The sequence below is a fragment of the Mycolicibacterium parafortuitum genome (genome assembly GCF_002086815.1).
GTDB lineage: Bacteria > Actinomycetota > Actinomycetes > Mycobacteriales > Mycobacteriaceae > Mycobacterium > Mycobacterium parafortuitum.
This window is the reverse complement of the sequence record NZ_MVID01000018.1, coordinates 87,123-107,877: the sequence shown is the minus strand read 5'-3', so window position 1 is coordinate 107,877 and position 20,755 is coordinate 87,123. Positions and strand designations below refer to the sequence as shown.

Below are 20,755 nucleotides of genomic sequence, written 5' to 3'. Positions count from 1 at the left end.
AGACGCACCAGGCCGGTCCGGGGTTCCCCGGAAAGTGGTGCCCAGAAAAGGTGCACAGCGCCGGCACTGGGCCGAGTTACGTTGATCCGGTGCCGGATACGTTGCGCAGGATCGTCGTCGAGGTCGCCGCGGAGGGCCGATCGCGCAGCGTGGATCTGGTGCTGCCCGCGCAGCGCCCGGTCGGTGAGCTGGTCCCGTCGATCATCGACACGGTGTTGGGGGACACGGGACCGCACCGCCGCTGGCACCTGAGCCGGCTGGCCGGACCGCCGTTGGACCCTCCATTGTCTCTGCGCGACAACGGCGTCCGTGACGGTGACGTGCTGACGATGACCTCGGCGCCGATCACTCCCCCGCGCCTGCTGCCCACCGAACCCTGCGCTGTGGTCGCGACGGTCTGCGATACGACCACCACCGCGGCCCGTGCCGCCGTGGTGACGGCGGTCGGGGTTCTCGGTGTTCTGGTGGGTGCGGTCGCACTCGTCGGGTCCGGTCTGACGACCGGGCACGGGGGGCATCTCTGGTCGGCGGCGGCGCTGTCGGCCGTCGCCGCCACCACGTCGGTGGCCGTCGGACGCGGCGATCCCGCCCTCGCCTCGGTGCTCAACACGGCCGCGATCGTGTTCGCCGTCGCGACAGGGGTTCTCGCGGTTCCCGGAGCGGCACCGCCTGCGGTGCTGCTGTTGTGCGCGACCTCGGCGCTGGCGATGGCCGCAGTGCTGCTGTGGACCGCGCGCCGGGGCGGGGAGCTGCTCGGCTTCGCCGCGGTGGCCTCCGCACTGACGCTCGCCGCGTCGGTCGGCGCCGTCGTCGACCCGCGCCCGCAGACGGTCGGCGCCGCACTGCTCGTCGTGTCCTTCGTCGCCGTCGCGGCCGCACCCAGGATCACGATCCTGGCGGCCCGGCTGGGGCCGCCGAGGGAGGTCGTCGGCGAAGCGCAGGCCACCGGCGCACACCGGGTTCTGACCGCCCTGATCGCGGGCTGGTCGCTGTCGGCCGCACTCGGGTCCGCCGGAGTCGGGGCGGCAGCGTGGCGGGCTGATGCGCCGGGCCCGGTCGCCGCAGGGCTGTGCGTGGCCGCCGGGATCGCGTTGATGCTGCGCGCCGGCTCACATGCCCACCCACTGCGCCGAATATGGCTGATCACTTGCGGATTCGTGTCCGTGGCGATCGGTGTGCTGGTGGTGGTGTGCTGGGCTCCCGGTCAGGGTTGGTGGATCGGCGCGGCAGCGGTGCTGGTGTGCACCGCGGGTGTCCGGTGGGCGGGCCGGCCTGCGACGCTGACGCCGACGGCGCGCCACGCGGTGCAGGTGTGCGAATACGTCGCCCTCGCGGCGGTGGTGCCGTTGGCGTGCTGGGTGTCCGGCGTCTACGGGTTGGTCCGGGACGCGAGCCTGTCATGACCGTGCGCGCATGCCGGGTGCTGGCGGTCAGCATGATCGCGCTGACGCACACCGCACCCGTGGCGGCCGCGGTGAACCCGCCCGCGGTCGACGATCTGCGCCTGCCTGCTGCCGGACCGGTCGCCCCGGCGCACCCCACCGCCCAGTTCAACGCCTGCATCTCCGCACCCCCGGCCGCGACCGCCGCGCCGGGCCAACTCACCGGCATCGACCTGCCCAGCGTGTGGGCGCTGACCCGGGGCGCCGGCCAGACCGTCGCGGTGATCGATACCGGGGTGGCCCGCCACCGCAGGCTGCCCCATCTGGTGGCCGGTGGCGATTTCGTGTCCCACCACGACGGGACCCATGACTGCGACGGGCACGGCACGATCGTCGCCGGGATCATCGGGGCCACCCCCGACGCGGCCGATCCCGGCGGGTTCACCGGTATCGCACCGGATGTGTCGCTGCTGTCAATCCGCCAGTCCAGCACCAAGTTCCACGCGATCGACGATCCGGGCGGTGGTGGTGTCGGCGACGTCGAGACACTGGCCGCGGCCGTGCGCACCGCGGCCGACCTCGGGGCCACCGTCATCAACATCTCGACGGTGGCGTGCCTGCCGGTCGGCTCCGAGTTCGACGACCGTGCGCTGGGCGCCGCGCTGTCCTACGCCGTCGAGGTCCGCAACGCCGTCGTGGTGACCGCGGCAGGCAATGTCGGCGGGCCGGGTCAGTGTCCGCAGCACAACACACGCGAGGCGGCCGGCGCCGGAGACGTCAGCGTGGTCGCCAGCCCCGCCTGGTACGACGAGTACGTGCTCGCCGTCGGTTCCGTCGGCCCCGACGGGACGCCGTCCGAGTTCAGCCTGGCCGGCCCGTGGGTCGACGTCGCCGCGGTCGGTGAGGGCGTGGTGTCCCTGGCCGCGGCCGCCGACGGCCTGGCCGACGTGACACCGTCGGGCACCGCGATCTCCGGTACCAGCTATGCGGTGCCGGTGGTCGCCGCGGTCGCGGCGCTGGTGCGTGCCCGCTTCCCCGAACTACCCGCGCGGCAGGTGATGCGGCGCATCGAGGACACCGCGCGGCGCCCCGCGGCCGGATGGGATCCGGTGGTCGGACACGGAATCGTCGACGCGCTCGCGGCGATCAGTGGACCCGGGGCGCTGCCGGATCCGCCGCGCGGCGGCCCGCCGGTCGCTCCCGCCGGACCCGACGTCGTGCCACCGCAGAGCGCCACCGCGGTGCGCGGCGCGGTGATCTGCCTGGCCCTCACCGCGACGGTTGCGGTGGGGGCGACGTTCCTGTCCGGAGTGCGGCGTCGCGGCTGAGTTCGGGGCCGGCCGGCAGGAGCGCGAGCACCGGCCACGGCGCGGGCACCGGATCATCGGGCAGACCCAGTGCGGTCGCGGTGCCGGCGTCTCGGATTCCGTAGCGCGTGCCGGTGTCGGTGACCAGGAACAGTGACCCGCTGCTGTGCCCGCCACCGGTCAGCCCGACCGATCGGACGAACAGACTGCGACCCGTCGGGACGGTCGGCCCCGCCGGTGCCTGCGCACCCACCCGGATCCTGGTGTGCGATCCATCCTGCCCCCGTTCGGGACTCCACACCGCGCAGACGACAGCTTCCGTGACCACCCCGGCATGCTCGGGATATGTCCCGACCGGCAGGGAGGTCACCACCGGCACCGCACCGACGACATCGGACGCGACCGCCGGGACACCCGCGCCCGCCTGCGGGCCGGTGAAGCGGATCAGGTCCGCGGCGACCTCGCCGATGCGCTGCAGCCCGCCGTCGAGGACCACGTAGAAGTCGCCGGCCCCGCCGTCGGCGCGTGCGACCGTGACGACGGCACCGACGGGCTGGTCGCGCAGAATGCCGGGTCCCGCGGCGCCACGACCGGGGATGTGCGGCGGGACGATGGCGGGTGCCTCGGGCACGGCTGCCAGCAACTCCGGCGACACCGCTTGTGGCACAACACCGTCGAGTTTCAAAGCCCGTACGACGGCGCTGTGGCGCAGGTCGACGCGCGACCGCCTGCCGTCGTGCAGCAGGTAGGTCAGCGCCGCGCTCTCCCCGCGCGGGGTCACCAGTACGTTGCCGGCCACCGTGGCGGCGCCGGCGGCCGGTCCGGCGGTCACCGTGGCACCCTGCTGCCCGTCGCACACCGTCCACTGAGCCTGCTCGGTGCCCAGCGGCGGGGAAATCTGTTCGGGCGCACCGGGAATACCGAGCTGAGACCCGGTCGCTGTGCGTTCGAGCGCGCGCTGGGAGACCACCCGGGGCGCCGCCGCCTCGCCGAGGACCAGCCGCGCCGACGCCAGGTTGAAGACCGGGTGCATCACGTCGTCGACCCGGACGTACACCGCGCCGGACTCCCGGACCACCACGATCCGGGCGTCACCGAGGCTGCCGCCGGGCCGCAGCACGGCCAGCACCGCGCAGACCGCGACGGCGATCACCGCGGCCACCGCTCCCGCGGCGAGCGAGATCGATTGCGTGCGAAGCGGATCGTCGAGCATCCCGGTATCGCCGCGCACAAGCGCGTGCGCCATCCGGTGTGCCAGGAATCGGTGTCCGCTGAGCTGCAGCCGTGCCCTCGGATCTCCCATCACCACCCCTCGGCCAGCGTATCGGCCGCCGCCGGAGGGTCAGATCACTTGTTGGAGCGGCGTTCCCGGTAGGCCGCGACGTGCTGACGGTTTCCGCAGTTGCCGGTGTCGCAGAACTTGCCGGACCGGTTGCGGGACAGGTCGACCAGCGATGCCTCGCAATCCGGGGCGGCACAGATCTTCAGGCGTCGCAGTTCCCCGGCGCGGATCAGGTCGGCCAGGGCCATCGCCATCTCCGCCCCCATCCGTTGCCACAGCGGGTCGTGGATGGACGCCAGGTGCAGATGCCACTCGGGCATCTCGGGGTGCCGGGTCAGCCACGGCGACGCCCTGGTATCGGACAGCAGCGCGTTGACCTGCCCCACCGCGCGCTCCTCGTCGTCGGCGGCCCCCCAGATTCGACCCAGCCGGTCGCGCAGCTTGTGCACCGACGCCAGCTCCGCGTCGTCGTGGTCCCGGCGGCCGGTCCAGCCGAAGTGGTCGAGGTACGCGTCGAGCGCGGCGAGATCCGCCAGCTGATCGCCGTCGACGCGGTTGGTGTTGATCAGCACACTCGCCGCACGCAGCGTGAGCTCGGTGTCATAGGTGAAAAGCATTTGACTCCTGACTCGGCTCGGCGGTAGCGTCATCACCAAAGTTGATTTTACTCATGTCACCCCTGTCGGACCCCGGAGGACTTCAGTCATGGCTGCGTTGGATGCTGGGCAGTTGGATGCTGGGCCGGCCCGCGCACGCGCAGACCGCTTCCGCTCAGGTCTACTCTTCGCGATCGGATCGGCGTTCGCGTTCGGCTGCTCCGGCCCGTTCGCGAAGTCCCTGATGGAGGCGGGCTGGACCCCGACCGCCGCGGTCACCGCCCGGCTGGCCGGCGGCGCGCTCGCGATGGCGCTGTTCGCCTCGATCGTGCGTCCCGGGTGGCTGCGCGAGGCACGCCACCACGCGAAAACGGTGGTGCTCTACGGTCTGGTCCCGATCGCGGGTGCCCAGTTCTTCTACTTCAACGCCGTCTCCCATCTGTCGGTCGGGGTCGCGCTGCTGCTCGAGTACACCGCGCCGGTGCTGGTGGTCGGCTGGCTGTGGGCGACCACCCGCAGACGCCCGACCACTCTGACGCTGACCGGCGTGGCGCTGGCCATCGCCGGGATCACGTTGGTGCTCGGGATCTTCGGACCCGGTGGTGTGGCCGCCGCGCAGGTGAACCTGATCGGCGTCGGCTGGGGTGCCGCCGCCGCGGTGTGTGCGGCCTGCTACTTCCTGATGTCGGACAAAGTCGGCGGCGCCGAGGGCCCCGAGGGCCAACCCTCATTGCACCCGATCACGCTCGCGGCCGCCGGGCTCATCGTCGGTGCCGTCACGGTGGCCGCGATCGGCGTGTCCGGTCTGATGCCGCTGCGGTTCACCGCCAACGACGCCGTCGTCGCCGGTTGGTCGACGCCGTGGTTCATCCCCGTCATCGCGCTCGCGCTGATCCCGACCGCGATCGCGTACACGCTCGGCATCGTCGGGATCGCGCGACTGCGCCCGCGGTTCGCGTCGCTGGTCGGTCTGTCCGAGGTGATGTTCGCGGTGCTGGCCGCCTGGGTGCTGCTCGGCGAGTCCATCTCCGCGATGCAGGCGGCCGGCGGCGCGGTGGTGCTGCTGGGTCTGGCGCTGGCGCGCCAGGGCGACCGGGAGGAACTACCCGATCCGGACGCCCTGACCCCGCTAGCATCGACACGTGCAGATCGATCTTGAGTCGCTGACCAGCAAGGTTTCCGCGCTCGCCGCGTCCCTCGTCACGGCCCTCGTCATGGCTGGGGCCCTGCTCGTCGCACCGGCGGTCCCCGCGCCGACCGCCAACGCCCAGGGCTGCACCGACATCCAGGTCGTCTTCGCCCGCGGGACCGACGAGCCCCCGGGCCTCGGCCGCGTCGGCGCGGCGTTCGTGGACTCGCTCAGCCGACGGGTCGGCGGCCGCTCCGTCGGCTCCTACGCCGTCGTCTACCCGGCGACCTTCGACTTCCTCGCCGCCGCGGGCGGCGCCAACGACGCCAGCAACCACATCCAGTGGATGATGGCCAACTGCCCCCAGACCCGGCTGGTTCTCGGCGGTTACTCGCAGGGTGCCGCGGTCATCGACGTGATCGCCGCGGTCCCGTTCCCGGCCGTCGGGTTCGACCGCCCGCTGCCCCCGAACACCCCCGACTTCGTGGCCGCGATCGCGCTGTTCGGCAACCCCACCGCGAAGGTCGGACTACCGATCACGACCAGCCCTGTCTGGGGGTCACGCTCGATCGACCTCTGCACCCTCGGCGACCCGGTGTGTTCGGCCGGGGACGACATCGCCGCGCACAGCAACTACGGTCCCGCGGGTCTGACCGACCAGGCGGCGGCGTTCGTCGCCGGTCTCGTGTAGCTCAGCTATGCGATACCGTGTCTTGTGCTTTTTCGTCGTTTGAGCCGCCGCACGCTGGCGGCCGCAGCCGCCGTCGCGGCGGTGCCGATGGCCGCGGCCGCGGTGCAGCCCGTGTCCATCGCGTCCGCCCAGCCCTGCCCTGACGTCGAGGTCGTCTTCGCACGCGGCACCAGCGAGCCCCCCGGCATCGGACGTGTCGGGCAGGCCCTGGCCGACACGCTGCGCAACCAGCTCGGCGGCCGCACCGTGGGCACGTACGGCGTGTCCTACCCCGCCACCTACGACTTCTTCGGATCCGGGGACGGGGCGATCGACGCCACCAACCGCATCTCGGCGATGGCGGCGCAGTGCCCGAACACCCGCATCGTGCTGGGCGGCTACTCGCAGGGCGCGGCCGTGGTCGACATGCTGGCCGGGGTGCCGCCACTGGGTGACCGCATCGGCGACGTGGGGCTGGCGCCGCCGCTGCCGGGCGCACTGCACGGCAACGTCGTCGCGGTCGCGGTGTTCGGCAACCCGTCGGCCAAGTTCGGCAGCCCGGTCTCCACGCGCGGCTCGTTCGCGGGTAAGGCTCTCGACCTGTGTGCCGACGGCGATCCGATCTGCTCGCCCGGGCGCAACCCGTTCGCGCACACGAGCTACGAACGCTCCCCGCTGATCGTCCAAGCTGCGAGCTTTGCCGCAGGCCGCATCTGAGTCCGCTCGGCCGGTTAAGATCGGCGAAGTGATTCGTCAGCTGCGAAAATCCCGGGTCCTTCCGCTGGTGGCTGCACTCCTGATGGGTGCAGCCTCCCTGGTTCTGCCGCCGGCGGCCTCCGCGCAGGCCTGCCCCGACGCCGAGTTGATCTTCGCTCGCGGCCGCATCGAATCACCTGGTCCCGGCCAGATCGGCAACGCGCTGATCAGCGCGCTGCGGAACCGGACGAACAAGGACATCGACCTCTACGCCGTGAAGTACCCGGCCGACACCGAGGTCGACATCGGCGCCAACGACATGAGTCAGCGCATCCAGTACATGGCGGCGAACTGCCCCGATACCCGGCTGGTGCTGGGCGGCTACTCGCTCGGTGCGGCCGTGACCGACGTCGTCATCGCCGTGCCGATCGCGGCGTTCGGGTTCAAGAGTCCGCTGCCCGACGGCGTCGACCGGCACATCGCCGCCGTCGCGCTGTTCGGCAACGGCAGCCAGTGGGTCGGTCCGATCGCCAACTTCACCAACCCGGCGTTGCGCGACCGGATCGTCGAGTTGTGCCACGGGGACGACCCGATCTGCAATCCGACCGCTCCGGAGAACTGGCAGGACTACTGGCCCGCGCACCTCGCTCCGGCCTACATCGGCGCGGGCATGGTCAACCAGGCCGCCGACTTCATCGTGGGCCGGCTCTAAAGCTCATCGGGAGTGCGCAGGTCGCGGGTGATCAGATTCCGCGCGGCCAGATCCTCGTCGGCGGGATAGTCGACGCCGATCAGCGTCAACCCGCGCGCGGGCGCGGCGGCGAAGTCGCTGGACCGGCGTGGGCAGCCCAGCAGTGCGGCCACCCACGGCGCGTCACGGCGGCCCTCGCCGACGGCCAGCAGGGCACCCACCAGTGAGCGCACCATGTTCCAGCAGAACGCGTCGGCGCTGACGTGCACCGAGATCCGGTCGGCGTCGCGTACGCAGTCCAGCCGCTGCAGTTCCCGGATCGTGGTCGCACCGGCGCGGTGCCTGCAGAACGCGGCGAAATCGTGCAGCCCCAGCAGGTTGCGCGCGGCAGCCGCCATCGCGTCCACGTCGAGCGGGCGCGGCCACGCGGTGACGAACCGGGCCTCCGCCGGTTCGGCCCCGTACGGTGCCGTGGACAACCGGTAGACGTAGTGGCGGCGCAGCGCCGAGAACCGGGCGTCGAATCCCGGTGCGGCGCGCACGATCCCGCGCACCCGGACGTCCTCGGTGAGCATCCGGCCCAGCCGCCGCACCAACGGGCCGAACTCGGCCTCCCCGGGCCGCACCGTGCGCGGGTACGCGTGACTCAGCGCGTCGGCGGGTACGTCGACGTGCGCCACCTGACCGGTGGCGTGTACCCCGGAATCCGTGCGTCCCGCGGCGCGGGTCACCACCGGGGTGCGGAAGACCGTCGACAGTGCCTCGTCGATGACCCCGGCCACCGTGCGCTGGCCGGACTGGGTCGCCCAGCCCGCGAAATCGGTGCCGTCGTAGGCAAGATCAAGGCGCAAGCGGACAGATGCGACAAGCCCGCCACCGGTGTCGGTGGCGGGCTCGTTCATCGGATGACTACTTGGCGTCGTCGGCCTTGTCCTCTGCTGCAGACTCCTCGGAAGCTGCCGACTCCTCGGCCGGGGCCTCGGCTTCAGCCTCTTCGACAGCCGGCGCCTCTTCGACAGCCGAAGCCTCTTCGGCAGCCGGCGCCTCGTCGGCCTTGGCCGCCTTCTGAGCCGCGTCGACACGGCGGGCACGGTTGGCCTCGGAGGTCACGGTCTTCTCCCGCACCAGCTCGATGACCGCCATCGGGGCGTTGTCGCCCTTGCGGTTCTCGACCTTGATGATGCGGGTGTAGCCGCCGTCGCGGTCGGCGAAGAACGGGCCGATCTCGGCGAACAGGACATGGACGATGTCCTTGTCGCGGATCTTCTTCATCACCTCACGCCGGTTGTGCAGCGTGCCCTTCTTGGCATGGGTGATGAGCTTCTCCGCGTACGGACGCAGCGCCCGTGCCTTCGGCTCGGTGGTCTTGATCCGGCCGTGCTCGAACAGCGACGTGGCCAGGTTGGCCAGCAGCGCCTTCTGGTGCGAGGACGACCCGCCGAGGCGAGGACCCTTGGTGGGTTTGGGCATTGCGACTATCTCCTATTCGGGGCCGGCCCCCGTATCAGGTAGGACCGGGACGGTTCTCTTACGAGATCGGGTTAGAGCTGTTCGGTTTCTGCGTAGTCCTGGGTGTCGTCCAGGTCGTAGCCGGCATCGCTGTTCCAGGTGCCCGTGGCCACGTCGTAGCCGGCCACCTCGGACGGATCGAAGCTGGCGGGGCTGTCCTTGAGCGACAGACCCAGCTGGTGCAGCTTGATCTTCACCTCGTCGATGGACTTCTGGCCGAAGTTACGGATGTCCAGAAGATCGGACTCCGTGCGGGCGACCAGTTCGCCCACGGTGTGCACACCCTCGCGCTTGAGGCAGTTGTACGACCGCACCGTCAGGTCCAGATCGTCGATCGGCAGCGCGAAGTGCGCGGCCTGATCGGCTTCGGCGGGCGACGGGCCGATCTCGATGCCCTCGGCCTCGACGTTGAGTTCCCGTGCCAGACCGAACAGTTCGACCAGGGTCTTACCGGCCGAGGCCAGCGCGTCACGCGGGCTGATCGAGTTCTTGGTCTCGACGTCGAGGATCAGCTTGTCGAAGTCGGTGCGCTGCTCGACACGGGTGGCCTCCACCTTGTAGGTGACCTTGAGGACCGGCGAGTAGATCGAATCGACCGGGATACGGCCGATCTCGGCGCCGGAGGCCTTGTTCTGCACGGCAGGCACATAGCCGCGGCCCCGCTCGACGACCAGCTCGACCTCGAGCTTGCCCTTGTCGTTCAGGGTGGCGATGTGCATGTCCGGGTTGTGCACCGTGACACCGGCCGGCGGGACGATGTCACCGGCGGTGACCTCACCCGGGCCCTGCTTGCGCAGGTACATCGTGACGGGCTCGTCCTCCTCGGAGGACACGACCAGGCCCTTGAGGTTCAGGATGATGTCGGTGACGTCTTCCTTGACCCCGGGGACGGTGGTGAACTCGTGCAGCACACCGTCGATGCGGATGCTGGTCACGGCCGCGCCCGGGATGGACGACAGCAGCGTGCGACGCAGCGAGTTTCCGAGGGTGTAGCCGAATCCGGGCTCCAGCGGTTCGATGACGAACTGGGAGCGATCCTCGGCAAGGACCTCTTCGCTCAGGGTGGGGCGCTGAGAAATCAGCATGGTGTTTCGTTTCTCCTTCTCGGCAACCGCTATTTGATGCCGTTAGGTGGCCTGAGCCCCGGTGGATTCCGGGGTCAGGTGACTACTTCGAGTAGAGCTCGACGATGAGCTGCTCGGTCAGCGGCACGTCGATCTGCGCGCGCTCGGGCAGCTGGTGCACGAGGATGCGCTGACGCTCGCCGACGACCTGCAGCCAACCCGGGATCGGGCGCTCGCCGGCGGTCTGCCGGGCCACCTCGAACGGGAGGGTGTTGATCGACTTGTCCCTGATGTCGATGATGTCGTACTGCGACACCCGGTAGCTGGGAACGTCGACCTTCACGCCGTTGACGGTGAAGTGACCGTGGCTGACCAGCTGACGCGCCATGCGGCGGGTGCGGGCCAGGCCTGCGCGGTACACGACGTTGTCCAGCCGGCTTTCCAGGATGCGCAGCAGGTTGTCACCGGTCTTACCGGGAAGGCGGTTGGCCTCCTCGTAGTAACGGCGGAACTGCTTCTCCATCACGCCGTAGGTGAAGCGGGCCTTCTGCTTCTCCTGCAGCTGGGTGCGGTATTCGCTCTCCTTGATCCGCGCGCGACCGTGCTGGCCGGGCGGGTAGGGGCGCCTCTCGAAGGACTGATCTCCACCGACGAGGTCGACGCCGAGACGGCGCGACTTGCGGGTGACGGGTCCGGTATAACGAGCCATGACTCTCTAACTCCTTCTTCCTAGACCCGGCGCCGCTTGGGCGGACGGCAACCGTTGTGCGGCTGGGGGGTGACGTCGGCGATCGCGCCCACCTCGAGGCCGGCGGCCTGCAGCGAGCGGATGGCGGTCTCACGACCCGAGCCCGGGCCCTTCACGAAGACGTCGACCTTCTTGACGCCGTGCTCCTGCGCCTTGCGGGCCGCGTTCTCGGCGGCCAGCTGCGCGGCGAACGGGGTGGACTTACGCGACCCCTTGAAACCGACATGTCCCGACGACGCCCAGGCGATGACGTTGCCCTGGGGATCGGTGATGGACACGATCGTGTTGTTGAACGTGCTCTTGATGTGGGCGGCGCCGTGCGGGACGTTCTTCTTTTCCCTGCGACGGGTCTTCTGACCCTTCTTCGCGGTGCCCTTCTTTGCCTGTGCCATCCGGGGTTACCTGGCCTTCTTCTTGCCGGCGATGGTGCGCTTGGGGCCCTTGCGGGTACGCGCATTGGTCTTGGTCCGCTGGCCACGCACCGGAAGGCCGCGGCGGTGCCGCAGACCCTGGTAGCAGCCGATCTCGATCTTGCGGCGGATGTCGGCCTGCACCTCGCGGCGCAGGTCACCCTCCACCTTGAGGTTGGCTTCGATGTAGTCACGCAGCTGGGTGACCTGGTCGTCGGTCAGATCCTTGGTGCGCTGATCCCGGCTGATGCCGGTGGCTTCCAGGATCTCCTGGGAGCGGGTACGGCCGATGCCGTAGATGTAGGTCAGCGCGATCTCCATGCGCTTGTCGCGCGGGAGATCAACGCCCATGAGACGTGCCATCAGGCAGTGTTCCTTTTCTCTGCGGAGGTCTGATCCCAGTCCGTTCCCGGAACTCTTGCCGGGGCCCGGCCTCCGTGCCGGACGTTTCCGATGCTCTTCGCGCAAGCGCTCATCGGTTTCGAGGGGCTCTTCTTCTACAAAAACCAGCCGCTCAGTGGTACTGGGAGGTCATCATTCAGTTGTGGGTACTGCGTAGCTGAGTGATCAGCCTTGCCGCTGCTTGTGGCGCGGATCGGAGCAGATCACCATGACCCGCCCGTGCCGGCGGATCACCCTGCACTTGTCGCAGATGGGCTTGACGCTCGGGTTCACCTTCACGGCTTGTTCGATCCTTCTTCTCAGTGCTGGTTCTGGGATTACTTGTAGCGGTACACGATGCGACCCCGGGACAGGTCGTAGGGCGAGAGCTCCACCACGACACGGTCCTCGGGAAGGATGCGGATGTAGTGCTGCCGCATCTTGCCGCTGATGTGGGCGAGGACCTTGTGTCCGTTCTCCAGCTCAATGCGGAACATCGCATTGGGCAGGGGCTCGACGACACGACCCTCAACCTCTATGGCACCGTCTTTTTTGGCCATACTCTGTAACGATCCTTGCTTTCGTTTCGTACCAACTGCGCTGGCCTGCTCGGCACAGCCCTCCATCCGACTTGAAAACGTGGGCCGGATCCGGGGCATTCCCCGCCGTCAGGCGGGTCCTCCCGATGGGGCACGCAAAAAGTCGGCGCGGAAGCCGCACCGTTGATCCATGGTACGCGCACACGGCGCTACCCCAAAATCCGCGCCGCAGGGCCCAACGACACGCACCTCACCCACCCATGACCGGTGGCAGAGCGCACTGCGCCCCGTCACGCGCACGAGAACAGGAGTGACGATGCCCGCTGATCCAGAGAATTCGAAGGTGGTCGTCGGCGTCGACGATTCGCCGGCGTCACTGCCCGCCCTGAAATGGGCCGCCGCGGAGGCGGCGCTGCGCGACGCTCCGCTGGTCATCCTGTACGCGACCACCCTACCGGTCGGGGCCTGGCCGGCGGTTCCGGTGCCGACCGGGTTCCTGGACTGGCAGCGTCAGGTCGGCGAGGACATCCTCACCGACGCGCGCCGCGTTGCCGAGCAGCTGACCGGCGGCGCGGTGCCGGTGCGCATGGAGTTCGCCGTCGCGACCCCGACGGCGGCGTTGGTGGAGCAGTCCCAGGACGCACAGATGGTGGTCGTCGGCTCCCGCGGCCGCGGCGGGCTCGCCCGCAGGATGCTCGGCAGCACCAGCATGGGGCTCGTGCACCGGGCGCACGGCCCGGTCGTGGTGGTGCACGACGAGGGACCCGAGCCCGACGCCGGCGCACCGGTGCTGCTCGGGTTCGACGGCTCGTCGGCGGCCGAAACCGCCGTCGAGATCGCCTTCGAGGAGGCGTCGCGCCGGCGGGTGGGTCTGGTCGTGCTGCACGCGTGGTGGTCGCCGGGTGCGTTCGAGATGCCTGGCTTCGACTGGGAGGAAACCCGCCCCGAGGTCGAGCGCGAGGCGGCCCGCCAGCTCGCGGACTGGCGAGAGCGTTATCCCGACGTCGGGGTCGAGCTCGTGGTGGTACCCGACGAACCGGCGCGCAGGCTCGTCGAGCGCGCCGAGACCGCACAACTGGTGGTGGTGGGCAGCCACGGATACGGCGCGGTCACCGGCACACTGCTCGGCTCGGTCAGCGGGGCGGTGGTGCAGGCGGCGAAGGTTCCGGTGATGGTGGTCCGTCCGCGCTGACGGCACTCACCCGGGCGGGCTCAGGCGCACCTCGGTGATGGCGTGCCGGTCCACCGCCAGCACCTCGAACCGGTAGCCGGCGACCTCGACGTGGTCGCCGGGCTCGTCCGGTATCCGTCCCAGGCGGCTGAGCACCAGCCCGGCCACCGTCGTGTAGTCGTCGCCGGCGAGCTCGGGGGCGTCGATTCCGACGTCGATCAGATCGTGGATCGGGAACGAGCCCGGCATGATCCGGCTGCCGTCGGGCAACACCCGTACCGCTTTGACGTCCTCGTCCTGTTCGTCGTAGATCTCGCCGACGACCTCTTCGAGGAGGTCCTCCAACGTCACGATCCCGGTGACGCCGCCGTCTTCCGCGATCACCAGGGCGAACTGCTCGCGCTCGGCCATCAGCCGCGACATCGCGCCGGTGACCCGCAGGCTGTCGGGCAACAGCACCGCCGGGCGCGCCACGTCGGCGACCGTGCCGTCGTCCCCGAGCAGATCGCGCAGGTGCACCACCCCGACCGCGTCGTCCAGCTCGTCACCGGGCACCACCGCGCCCGGACGTGCCCCGACTCCCCCAGCACCGAACGGGCTTGTGGCACCGGGAGATCGGCACGCAGCCGGAACACCGACATCCGCGGCACCGCGACCTCGTGCAGGGAACGTTCGTGGATCTCCAGGGCACCGGAGATGATCCTGCGCTGTTCGTCGCTGAGGCCGCTGTGGCTGACGATCAGCTCCCGCAGCTCGCCGAACGTCGGTTCCTCCTTCCCGACCTGCGGGTCACCGCCCAGCGCCGCGACCACCACGTCGGTCGCCTTGCCGAGGAACCACACGACGGGCGTGGCCAGGACCGCCATCGCCCGCAGCGGCCGGGCCACCAGCCGAGCCCAGCGACGGGCGTACTGCATGCCGAGCCGTTTGGGCACCAGCTCGCCGACCACCAGCGTGGACGCGGTGACCAGCACGGTCACCAGCGCGATACTGACCGGACCCGCTGCGGCGCCGAGGAATTGCAGCCGGGCCCGCAGCGGTTCGGCAAGCGACACCGCGGCGGTGGCCGAGGCGAGGAACCCGGCGAGGGTGATGCCGAGCTGGATGGTCGCCAGGAAGCGGTTCGGCTCCCGGGCCAGGCGCACCACGATCCGGTCGACGCCGCCGCCGCGGCGTTCCATCTCCCGCAGCTGCTCCTCTCCGAGGGCGATGAACGCGGCCTCGCTGCCCGAGAGCGCGCCGTTGATCAACACGAGCACCGCGACCAGCGCCAGATCTGTCCAGTACCCGGTCACCGGCGCCCCTCCCCTCTCGTTCCCTCTCGTTCGAAGAAGCGAGATCGAGCCGCGTCAAACGCTACGCATGAGCCGCGGCCGAGGCGCAGGATTGGCTGATGGACGCAGGAACTCGTCGCCGCAGCGTCCGCGACATCACCGCGCTGACGATCCGCGACGCGGAGGAGGCCGGCGGCAAGGGCGCCAACATGGGCGAGCTCGTCGCCGCGGGCCTGCCGGTGCCGCCGGGCTTCGTGCTGCTGCGGGACTGCTACCTGGACTCCATGCGGGCCGCCGGCGTGGACGCCGAACTGGCCGCGCTGCACCGGCAGGCACTCGACGAGGTCGCCGACACCGCCCGGCTCGGCGAGCTGTGTGACCGCCTGCAGGAGCTGGTGCGGACGGCAGGCATCGACGAGACCACCAGGTCGCTGACGCTGGCCGCCTACCACGCGCTGGGTCCCGCCGCGGTCGTCGCGGTGCGGTCCTCGGCCACCGGCGAGGACGGCGCCGACGCGTCGTTCGCCGGGATGAACGCGACCCTGACCAACGTCACCGGCGACGACGGCCTGCTCGCCGCGGTGACGCGCTGCTGGATGTCGTTGTTCAGCCCCCGCGTGATCACCTACCGGGCCAGCCGGGGTTTCCTCGACGCACCGGCGATGGCCGTGGTGGTGCAGCAGATGATCGGGTCGGAAAAGTCCGGTGTCGCGTTCACCGCCGACCCGAGCACCGGCGCGCGGGACCGCGTCGTGATCGAGGCGGCGTTCGGCCTCGGCGAGGTCGTGGTCTCCGGCGAGGTGGAGCCCGACACCTACGTGGTGTCCAAGGAGACGCTGCGGCCGATCGACATCCGGGTCGGCCACCAGGATTTCGAGATCGTGCGGGGCCCCGACGGCCACGACACCACGGTGCGCCTCGACGAGGAGCGGGCGTCGGCGCGGGTGCTCGACGACGACGAACTGCGCACGATCGCCGAGCTCGCGATCGCCACCGAACGGCACAACGAGTGCCCGCAGGACACCGAGTGGGCGATCAGCGACGGTGCGACGTACCTGGTTCAGGCCCGGCCGATCACCACGCTCGGTCACACCACGCCGCCGGCCGCGGCCGAACACGTGGTGCTGGCGCGCGGGCTGGCCGCCGCACCGGGCATCGCGTCGGGAAAGGTCCGGGTGCTGCAGACCCCCGACGAGGGCCACCGGCTGCAGGACGGCGAGATCCTGGTCGCCCAGATGACCAATCCGGACTGGCTGCCGACGATCCGGCGCGCGGCCGCGCTGGTCACCGACAGCGGCGGTATGACCTGTCACTCGGCGATCGTGGCGCGCGAGTTGGGTGTTCCGTGCATCGTCGGCACCCGGAGTGGGACCCGGGACCTGCACGACGGCACCACCGTCACCGTCGACGGGGCCCGCGGCGAGGTGGTGTCGGGGCGGGCGCGGCCGACGTCGACGGTCACCGCCACCGTGCGCTCCGCCGCCGGCACCGCAGCGACCGGCGAGGTCACCGGCACCCGGGTGTATGTGAACCTGGCGATGCCCGACAGCGCGGAAACCGTTGCCGCGCAGCCGGTGGACGGCGTCGGACTGCTCCGCGCGGAGTTCATGCTGACCGAGGCGCTCGGCGGCCGCCACCCCCGCGACCTGATCGCGCGGGGCGAGCAGCAGACACTTGTCGAGAAGATGGTGGCCTCGGTAGGCAGGATCGCCGCGGCGTTCGCTCCGCGGCCGGTGGTCTACCGGGCCACCGACTTCCGCAGCAACGAGTTCCGCGGACTGGCCGGCGGTGCGGAATACGAACCGGTGGAACACAATCCGATGATCGGTTTCCGCGGCTGCTACCGGTACATCAGGCAGCCGGAGTTGTTCGCGCTCGAGCTGGAGGCGCTGGCCCGGGTGCGTGATCGGTACCCGGCCGTCGCGCTGATGATCCCCTTCGTGCGCACCCGGTGGGAGCTCGAAGAGTGCCTTGCGCTCGTCGACGCCAGCGCGCTGGGCCGCCAGCGGGGCCTGCACCGGTGGGTGATGGCCGAGGTGCCGTCGGTGGTGTACTGGCTGCCCGAGTACATCGGCATGGGCATCGACGGGGTGTCCATCGGCAGCAATGACCTGACCCAACTGGTGCTGGGCGTCGACCGCGACTCCGACGTGTGCGCCGAACTGTTCGACGAATCCGATCCGGCGGTGCTGCACGCCATCGGCCGGATCGTCGACACCGCCAACGAGTACGGGATCACCTCCTCGCTGTGCGGCCAGGCACCGTCGACCAATCCCGCATTCGCCGAACACCTGGTGCGCCTGGGCATCACGTCGGTGTCGGTCAACCCCGACGCCGCCGACGCCACCCGCCGGGTGGTGGCCGCCGCCGAACGCCGGATCCTGCTCGCCGCCGCGCGATGACCGCGCCACCGGCCGTCGCGCCGCCCAGCCGGGACCGCATCGCCTCCGGCTCGGTCGGCGACACGTTGGCGCTGCTCGGCACCTCGACCGAGGGGCTGTCGAGCGCCGAGGCGCAGGCGCGGCTGCACAGCATGGGCGCCAACGTGGTGCACACCCACACGGTCAGCGCGCTGGCCGTGCTGCGCCGTCAGCTCGCCAACGCCCTGCTCGGCCTGCTCGCGGTGACCGCGGCGCTGTCCTACTTCCTCGGCGACTCCACCCAGGCCGTCATCATCGGGGTCATCCTGGTGATCAGCGTGGGGCTTGGGTTCTTCAACGAGTACCGCGCCGAGCGCGCTTCTGCGGCAATGCATTCGGCGATACGGCACAGCGCGGTGGTGCGGCGGGACGGGACGTTTCGCCGCGTCGACGTCAGCGAGCTGGTTCCCGGCGACGTGATCCGGCTGACCATCGGCGAGCTGGTGCCCGCCGATGTACGGATCATCGAGGTCAACGGATTGGAGTGCAACGAGGGCATTCTCACCGGGGAGTCCGCGATGGTCGAGAAGTCCACCGCGCCCGCCCCCGCCGGATCGTCGCCCGCGGACTGCGTCGACCTGGCCTTCATGGGTACGGTGGTCAGCGCCGGTGAGGCCGTCGCGGTGGTGTTCGCCACCGGCCCGAATGCCGAATTCGGGCGAATCGCGGTGGGTTTGGCCGAGAGTGCACCCGAGACCGCGTTCCAGGCCGGTCTGCGCAGGTTCTCCTATCTGCTGCTGCGGGTGGCGCTCACGCTCACCGTGGTGATCTTCGTGACCAACATGCTGCTCGGCCGTGCGCTGATCGATTCGGCGCTGTTCGGGTTGGCCATCGCCGTCGGTATCACCCCGCAACTGTTGCCCGCCATCGTCAGCACCAGCCTGGCGACCGGGTCGCGCCGGCTGGCCAAGGCCAAGGTTCTGGTCAAGCGGCTGGTCTGCATCGAGGACCTCGGCGACATCGACATCCTGATCACCGACAAGACCGGGACGCTGACCGACGGTCAGGTGGCGTTCGTCGACGCCGTCACCCCGGCAGGACTGTCCTCGGAGCCGTTGGTGCGCAAAGGAATTCTGGCCACCGATGTCGACCCGGCAGCAGGGGGCGCGAGCGCCAACGACCTCGACGCGGCGCTGTGGGCGGGCCGGCAACCGCTGCCCGATGTCATACGGGTGGCGTTCCTGCCGTTCGACCACGATCGGCGCGCCAGCTCCGCGCTCATCGACGACGGCCCCGCCCGGATCCTGGTGGTCAAGGGCGCCCCCGAGCAGGTGATGGCGCGCTGCACCGAGGTTCACCCGCAGGCCCAGCAGACCCTCTCGGACCTGTTCGCCGACGGCCGCCGGGTGGTGGCGGTGGCCTCCCGCTCCGCCGCCTCGCTGACAGCACTGACCGCCGACGACGAGGCGGGTCTGACCCTCGACGGGTTCCTCGTCTTCGCCGACAACCCCAAACCCGCCGCGCGGGACTCCCTGGCCCGGCTCGCGGCGCTGGGTATCGAGGTCAAGATCGCCACCGGGGACAACCCGCGGGTCGCCGAGAAGGTCTGTGCAGAACTGGGTTTGGTCTCGCGGGGCACGCTGACCGGAGCCGAGCTGGAGCAGCTCGACGACAGCCAGATCGACGCAGCGGCCCGCGACCACACCATCTTCGCCCGCATCTCCCCCACCCAGAAGGCCCGGATCGTGTCGTCGCTGCGGCGCACCGGCCGCTCGATCGGTTTCCTCGGTGACGGCGTCAACGACGCACTGGCGCTGCACGCCGCCGATGTCGGCATCTCGGTGGACACCGCGACCGACGTCGCCAAGGACGCCGCCGATGTGGTGCTGCTGGAGAAGGATCTCGGCGTGCTGGCCACCGGCGTCGCCGAGGGCAGGCGGATCTTCGCCAACACCGTCAAGTACGTGCTGATGGGAACCTCGAGCAACTTCGGCAACATGTTCAGCGCCGCGGCGGCCTCGGCGGTGCTGCCGTTCCTGCCGATGCTGCCGGGCCAGATCCTGCTCAACAACCTGCTCTACGACACCTCCCAGCTCGCCATCCCGGCCGACCGGGTCGACGAGGAGCAGCTGCACGCGCCCGCGCATTGGGACATCGCGTTCATCCGCCGGTTCATGTTGACGTTCGGACCGGTCAGCTCGCTGTTCGACTTCCTGACGTTCGGGTTGATGCTGGGGGTGCTGCACGCCGGCCCGGTGGAGTTCCGCACCGGCTGGTTCGTCGAATCGCTGGCCACCCAGACGTTGATCATCTTCGCCATCCGCACGAGGAAGGTGCCGTTCCTGCGCAGCCGGCCCGCCGGCGCACTGGTGCTGTCCACCGGCCTGGTGATCGTCGTCGGGATCGCCGTGACCCTCTCCCCCGTCGCCGCGAACCTGGGGTTCACACCGCTGCCCTGGCAGTTCTTCGCGGCGCTGGTGGCGCTGACGGTCGCCTATTTGGTCCTCGTCGACATCACCAAGACGATGTTCTACGCCGAACCGATGCGCGCCGCCGGCCCACCCGAGCGCACCCGCGGCCACGCCCACCGGGTGCACCGGCGGGCGGCCCGGTTCAGCGCGAACCGGGCGGGGCGAGCCGATGACCAAGGCCGATGACCAAGGACCCTAGACGGGCACGCGGTGTAGCGCATAGCGTCGGAAGGCGCACCCTCGATCGGAGCCCGCGATGACAGCCGCGAATATCTCTGGACCCGTGGTCGCCGGCATCGACGGTTCGGCGGCGGCACTGCACGCAGCGCTGTGGGCGGTCACCGAAGCCGCCGCCCGGGCAACCACACTGCGGTTGGTCTACGTGCTCACCCCGGACGACCGCACCGCCCCCGAGTACGCCGAGGATGTCGCGCGCGCCCACGAAAGCCTGCACACCGCACGCACCACCGTCGAGGTCGTCGACGCCCCGGTGACGGTCGAGACCGCGATCCTGGACGGTCCGGCCTCCGAAGCGCTGATCGCCGAATCGTCGGGCGCACAGCTCATTTGCGTCGGTACGGTCGGTATCGGCCGGTACGCCCGATCCGTCGTCGGCTCCACCGCGGCCGATCTGGCCGAGAAAGCGCACTGCCCGGTCGCGGTGATCCGCACCGACCTGCACCCCGAGGCGCCGCTGCACTGGATCATCGTCGGGATCGACCGGCCGGGTGATGACGCGGTCGTCGAGTACGCGCTGCGGGAGGCGGCGCTGCGGCACGCCCCGGTGCTGGCCCTCGGCGACGGGACCGCCGGCTCCGCAGAAACACGCGGGGACCGGATCCAGGCCTGGCGTGCCCGCCATCCCGACGTCCACATCCATCCGATCGACGGCGCGGGGGACGCCGCGCACTTCCTCAAAAAGCACGACGAACCCGTCGCGCTGGCCGTGATCGGACCCGACGAAGCCGGCGAGCTCGCGCAGATCGCCGGGCACGGCCATTCCCTGTTCCGACACGGCGCCGCCTCGGTGCTCGTGGTCCGACCCTGATTCACCGCCAACCCCAGGAGGCAGAAC

22 protein-coding genes are annotated in these 20,755 nt (G+C 70.3%); 10 read left to right on the top strand and 12 right to left on the bottom strand.

The features are described 5' to 3' along the window. Nucleotides 1–89 precede the first annotated feature (89 nt). Both eccD and mycP read left to right on the top strand, forming a co-directional pair. Complete coding sequence (gene eccD, locus BST38_RS18915) at nucleotides 90–1,403, top strand: type VII secretion integral membrane protein EccD (RefSeq protein WP_083144993.1); 1,314 nt, start codon at nucleotides 90–92, stop codon at nucleotides 1,401–1,403. Then, on the top strand, nucleotides 1,400–2,710 hold the full coding sequence (gene mycP / locus BST38_RS18910; protein WP_083144992.1) for a type VII secretion-associated serine protease mycosin: 1,311 nt from the start codon (nucleotides 1,400–1,402) through the stop codon (nucleotides 2,708–2,710). The genes eccD and mycP overlap by 4 nt, the downstream gene beginning before the upstream one ends. On the opposite strand, the gene eccB is transcribed toward mycP, so the two are convergent. Then, entirely contained in the window at nucleotides 2,652–3,992 is a 1,341-nt protein-coding gene (gene eccB, locus BST38_RS18905) for a type VII secretion protein EccB (RefSeq protein WP_083145013.1), read from the bottom strand. The genes mycP and eccB overlap by 59 nt on opposite strands. Before the next feature lie 44 nt (nucleotides 3,993–4,036). After that, on the bottom strand, nucleotides 4,037–4,588 hold the full coding sequence (locus BST38_RS18900) for a CGNR zinc finger domain-containing protein (RefSeq protein WP_083144991.1): 552 nt from the start codon (nucleotides 4,586–4,588) through the stop codon (nucleotides 4,037–4,039). Between the two features lie 88 nt (nucleotides 4,589–4,676). Between BST38_RS18900 and BST38_RS18895 the strand changes: the two genes are divergently transcribed. The 4 genes from BST38_RS18895 to BST38_RS18880 all read left to right on the top strand — a co-directional run bounded on the left by BST38_RS18895 (nucleotide 4,677) and on the right by BST38_RS18880 (nucleotide 7,774). Then, on the top strand, nucleotides 4,677–5,726 hold the full coding sequence (locus tag BST38_RS18895; protein WP_083144990.1) for an EamA family transporter: 1,050 nt from the start codon (nucleotides 4,677–4,679) through the stop codon (nucleotides 5,724–5,726). Continuing rightward, nucleotides 5,710–6,387 (top strand): cutinase family protein, encoded by a 678-nt coding sequence (locus BST38_RS18890; protein ID WP_083144989.1) that lies wholly within the window; start codon nucleotides 5,710–5,712, stop codon nucleotides 6,385–6,387. Before BST38_RS18895 ends, BST38_RS18890 begins: the two co-directional genes overlap by 17 nt. An 87-nt stretch (nucleotides 6,388–6,474) precedes the next feature. Then, nucleotides 6,475–7,083, top strand: coding sequence for a cutinase family protein (locus tag BST38_RS18885; RefSeq protein ID WP_083145012.1), 609 nt, complete (start codon nucleotides 6,475–6,477; stop codon nucleotides 7,081–7,083). 28 nt (nucleotides 7,084–7,111) lie between these two features. After that, entirely contained in the window at nucleotides 7,112–7,774 is a 663-nt protein-coding gene (locus tag BST38_RS18880; RefSeq protein ID WP_083144988.1) for a cutinase family protein, read from the top strand. On the opposite strand, the gene truA is transcribed toward BST38_RS18880, so the two are convergent. From truA to infA, 8 genes are all read right to left on the bottom strand, one after another. Beyond that, nucleotides 7,771–8,655, bottom strand: a complete 885-nt coding sequence (gene truA / locus BST38_RS18875; protein WP_083144987.1) for a tRNA pseudouridine(38-40) synthase TruA — start codon at nucleotides 8,653–8,655, stop codon at nucleotides 7,771–7,773. The two genes, BST38_RS18880 and truA, sit on opposite strands and share 4 nt — an antisense overlap. Nucleotides 8,656–8,662: 7 nt before the next feature. Next, nucleotides 8,663–9,223: a 50S ribosomal protein L17 gene (rplQ, locus tag BST38_RS18870; protein ID WP_083144986.1), complete on the bottom strand. Its 561-nt coding sequence runs from the start codon at nucleotides 9,221–9,223 to the stop codon at nucleotides 8,663–8,665. Between the two features lie 71 nt (nucleotides 9,224–9,294). Next, entirely contained in the window at nucleotides 9,295–10,347 is a 1,053-nt protein-coding gene (locus BST38_RS18865; protein WP_083144985.1) for a DNA-directed RNA polymerase subunit alpha, read from the bottom strand. Nucleotides 10,348–10,429: 82 nt separating this feature from the next. Continuing rightward, complete coding sequence (rpsD, locus tag BST38_RS18860; protein WP_083144984.1) at nucleotides 10,430–11,035, bottom strand: 30S ribosomal protein S4; 606 nt, start codon at nucleotides 11,033–11,035, stop codon at nucleotides 10,430–10,432. Nucleotides 11,036–11,055: 20 nt separating this feature from the next. Continuing rightward, on the bottom strand, nucleotides 11,056–11,466 hold the full coding sequence (gene rpsK / locus BST38_RS18855; RefSeq protein ID WP_083144983.1) for a 30S ribosomal protein S11: 411 nt from the start codon (nucleotides 11,464–11,466) through the stop codon (nucleotides 11,056–11,058). 6 nt (nucleotides 11,467–11,472) lie between these two features. After that, complete coding sequence (rpsM, locus tag BST38_RS18850) at nucleotides 11,473–11,847, bottom strand: 30S ribosomal protein S13 (RefSeq protein WP_083144982.1); 375 nt, start codon at nucleotides 11,845–11,847, stop codon at nucleotides 11,473–11,475. 204 nt (nucleotides 11,848–12,051) lie between these two features. After that, on the bottom strand, nucleotides 12,052–12,165 hold the full coding sequence (gene rpmJ, locus BST38_RS18845) for a 50S ribosomal protein L36 (RefSeq protein ID WP_003879483.1): 114 nt from the start codon (nucleotides 12,163–12,165) through the stop codon (nucleotides 12,052–12,054). Nucleotides 12,166–12,203: 38 nt separating this feature from the next. After that, the gene (infA, locus tag BST38_RS18840) at nucleotides 12,204–12,425 is read right to left on the bottom strand and encodes a translation initiation factor IF-1 (RefSeq protein ID WP_003418601.1); all 222 of its coding nucleotides are present in this window, start codon (nucleotides 12,423–12,425) and stop codon (nucleotides 12,204–12,206) included. 295 nt (nucleotides 12,426–12,720) lie between these two features. Here infA and BST38_RS18835 point away from each other — a divergent pair, with 295 nt between their 5' ends. Further along, nucleotides 12,721–13,596 (top strand): universal stress protein, encoded by an 876-nt coding sequence (locus BST38_RS18835; protein WP_083144980.1) that lies wholly within the window; start codon nucleotides 12,721–12,723, stop codon nucleotides 13,594–13,596. Nucleotides 13,597–13,602: 6 nt separating this feature from the next. Here BST38_RS18835 and BST38_RS29695 read toward each other — a convergent pair whose 3' ends face one another. After that, on the bottom strand, nucleotides 13,603–14,049 hold the full coding sequence (locus tag BST38_RS29695; RefSeq protein WP_237160837.1) for a transporter associated domain-containing protein: 447 nt from the start codon (nucleotides 14,047–14,049) through the stop codon (nucleotides 13,603–13,605). After that, nucleotides 13,986–14,870: a hemolysin family protein gene (locus tag BST38_RS18830; RefSeq protein WP_237160836.1), complete on the bottom strand. Its 885-nt coding sequence runs from the start codon at nucleotides 14,868–14,870 to the stop codon at nucleotides 13,986–13,988. Before BST38_RS18830 ends, BST38_RS29695 begins: the two co-directional genes overlap by 64 nt. 98 nt (nucleotides 14,871–14,968) lie before the next feature. On the opposite strand from BST38_RS18830, the gene ppsA reads away from it, so the two are divergent. From ppsA to BST38_RS18815, 3 genes are all read left to right on the top strand, one after another. Further along, nucleotides 14,969–17,251, top strand: a complete 2,283-nt coding sequence (gene ppsA, locus BST38_RS18825) for a phosphoenolpyruvate synthase (protein ID WP_083144979.1) — start codon at nucleotides 14,969–14,971, stop codon at nucleotides 17,249–17,251. Then, nucleotides 17,248–19,866 (top strand): magnesium-translocating P-type ATPase, encoded by a 2,619-nt coding sequence (mgtA, locus tag BST38_RS18820; protein ID WP_083144978.1) that lies wholly within the window; start codon nucleotides 17,248–17,250, stop codon nucleotides 19,864–19,866. Before ppsA ends, mgtA begins: the two co-directional genes overlap by 4 nt. A 70-nt stretch (nucleotides 19,867–19,936) precedes the next feature. Further along, nucleotides 19,937–20,728 (top strand): universal stress protein, encoded by a 792-nt coding sequence (locus BST38_RS18815; RefSeq protein ID WP_083144977.1) that lies wholly within the window; start codon nucleotides 19,937–19,939, stop codon nucleotides 20,726–20,728. Nucleotides 20,729–20,755 lie beyond the last annotated feature (27 nt).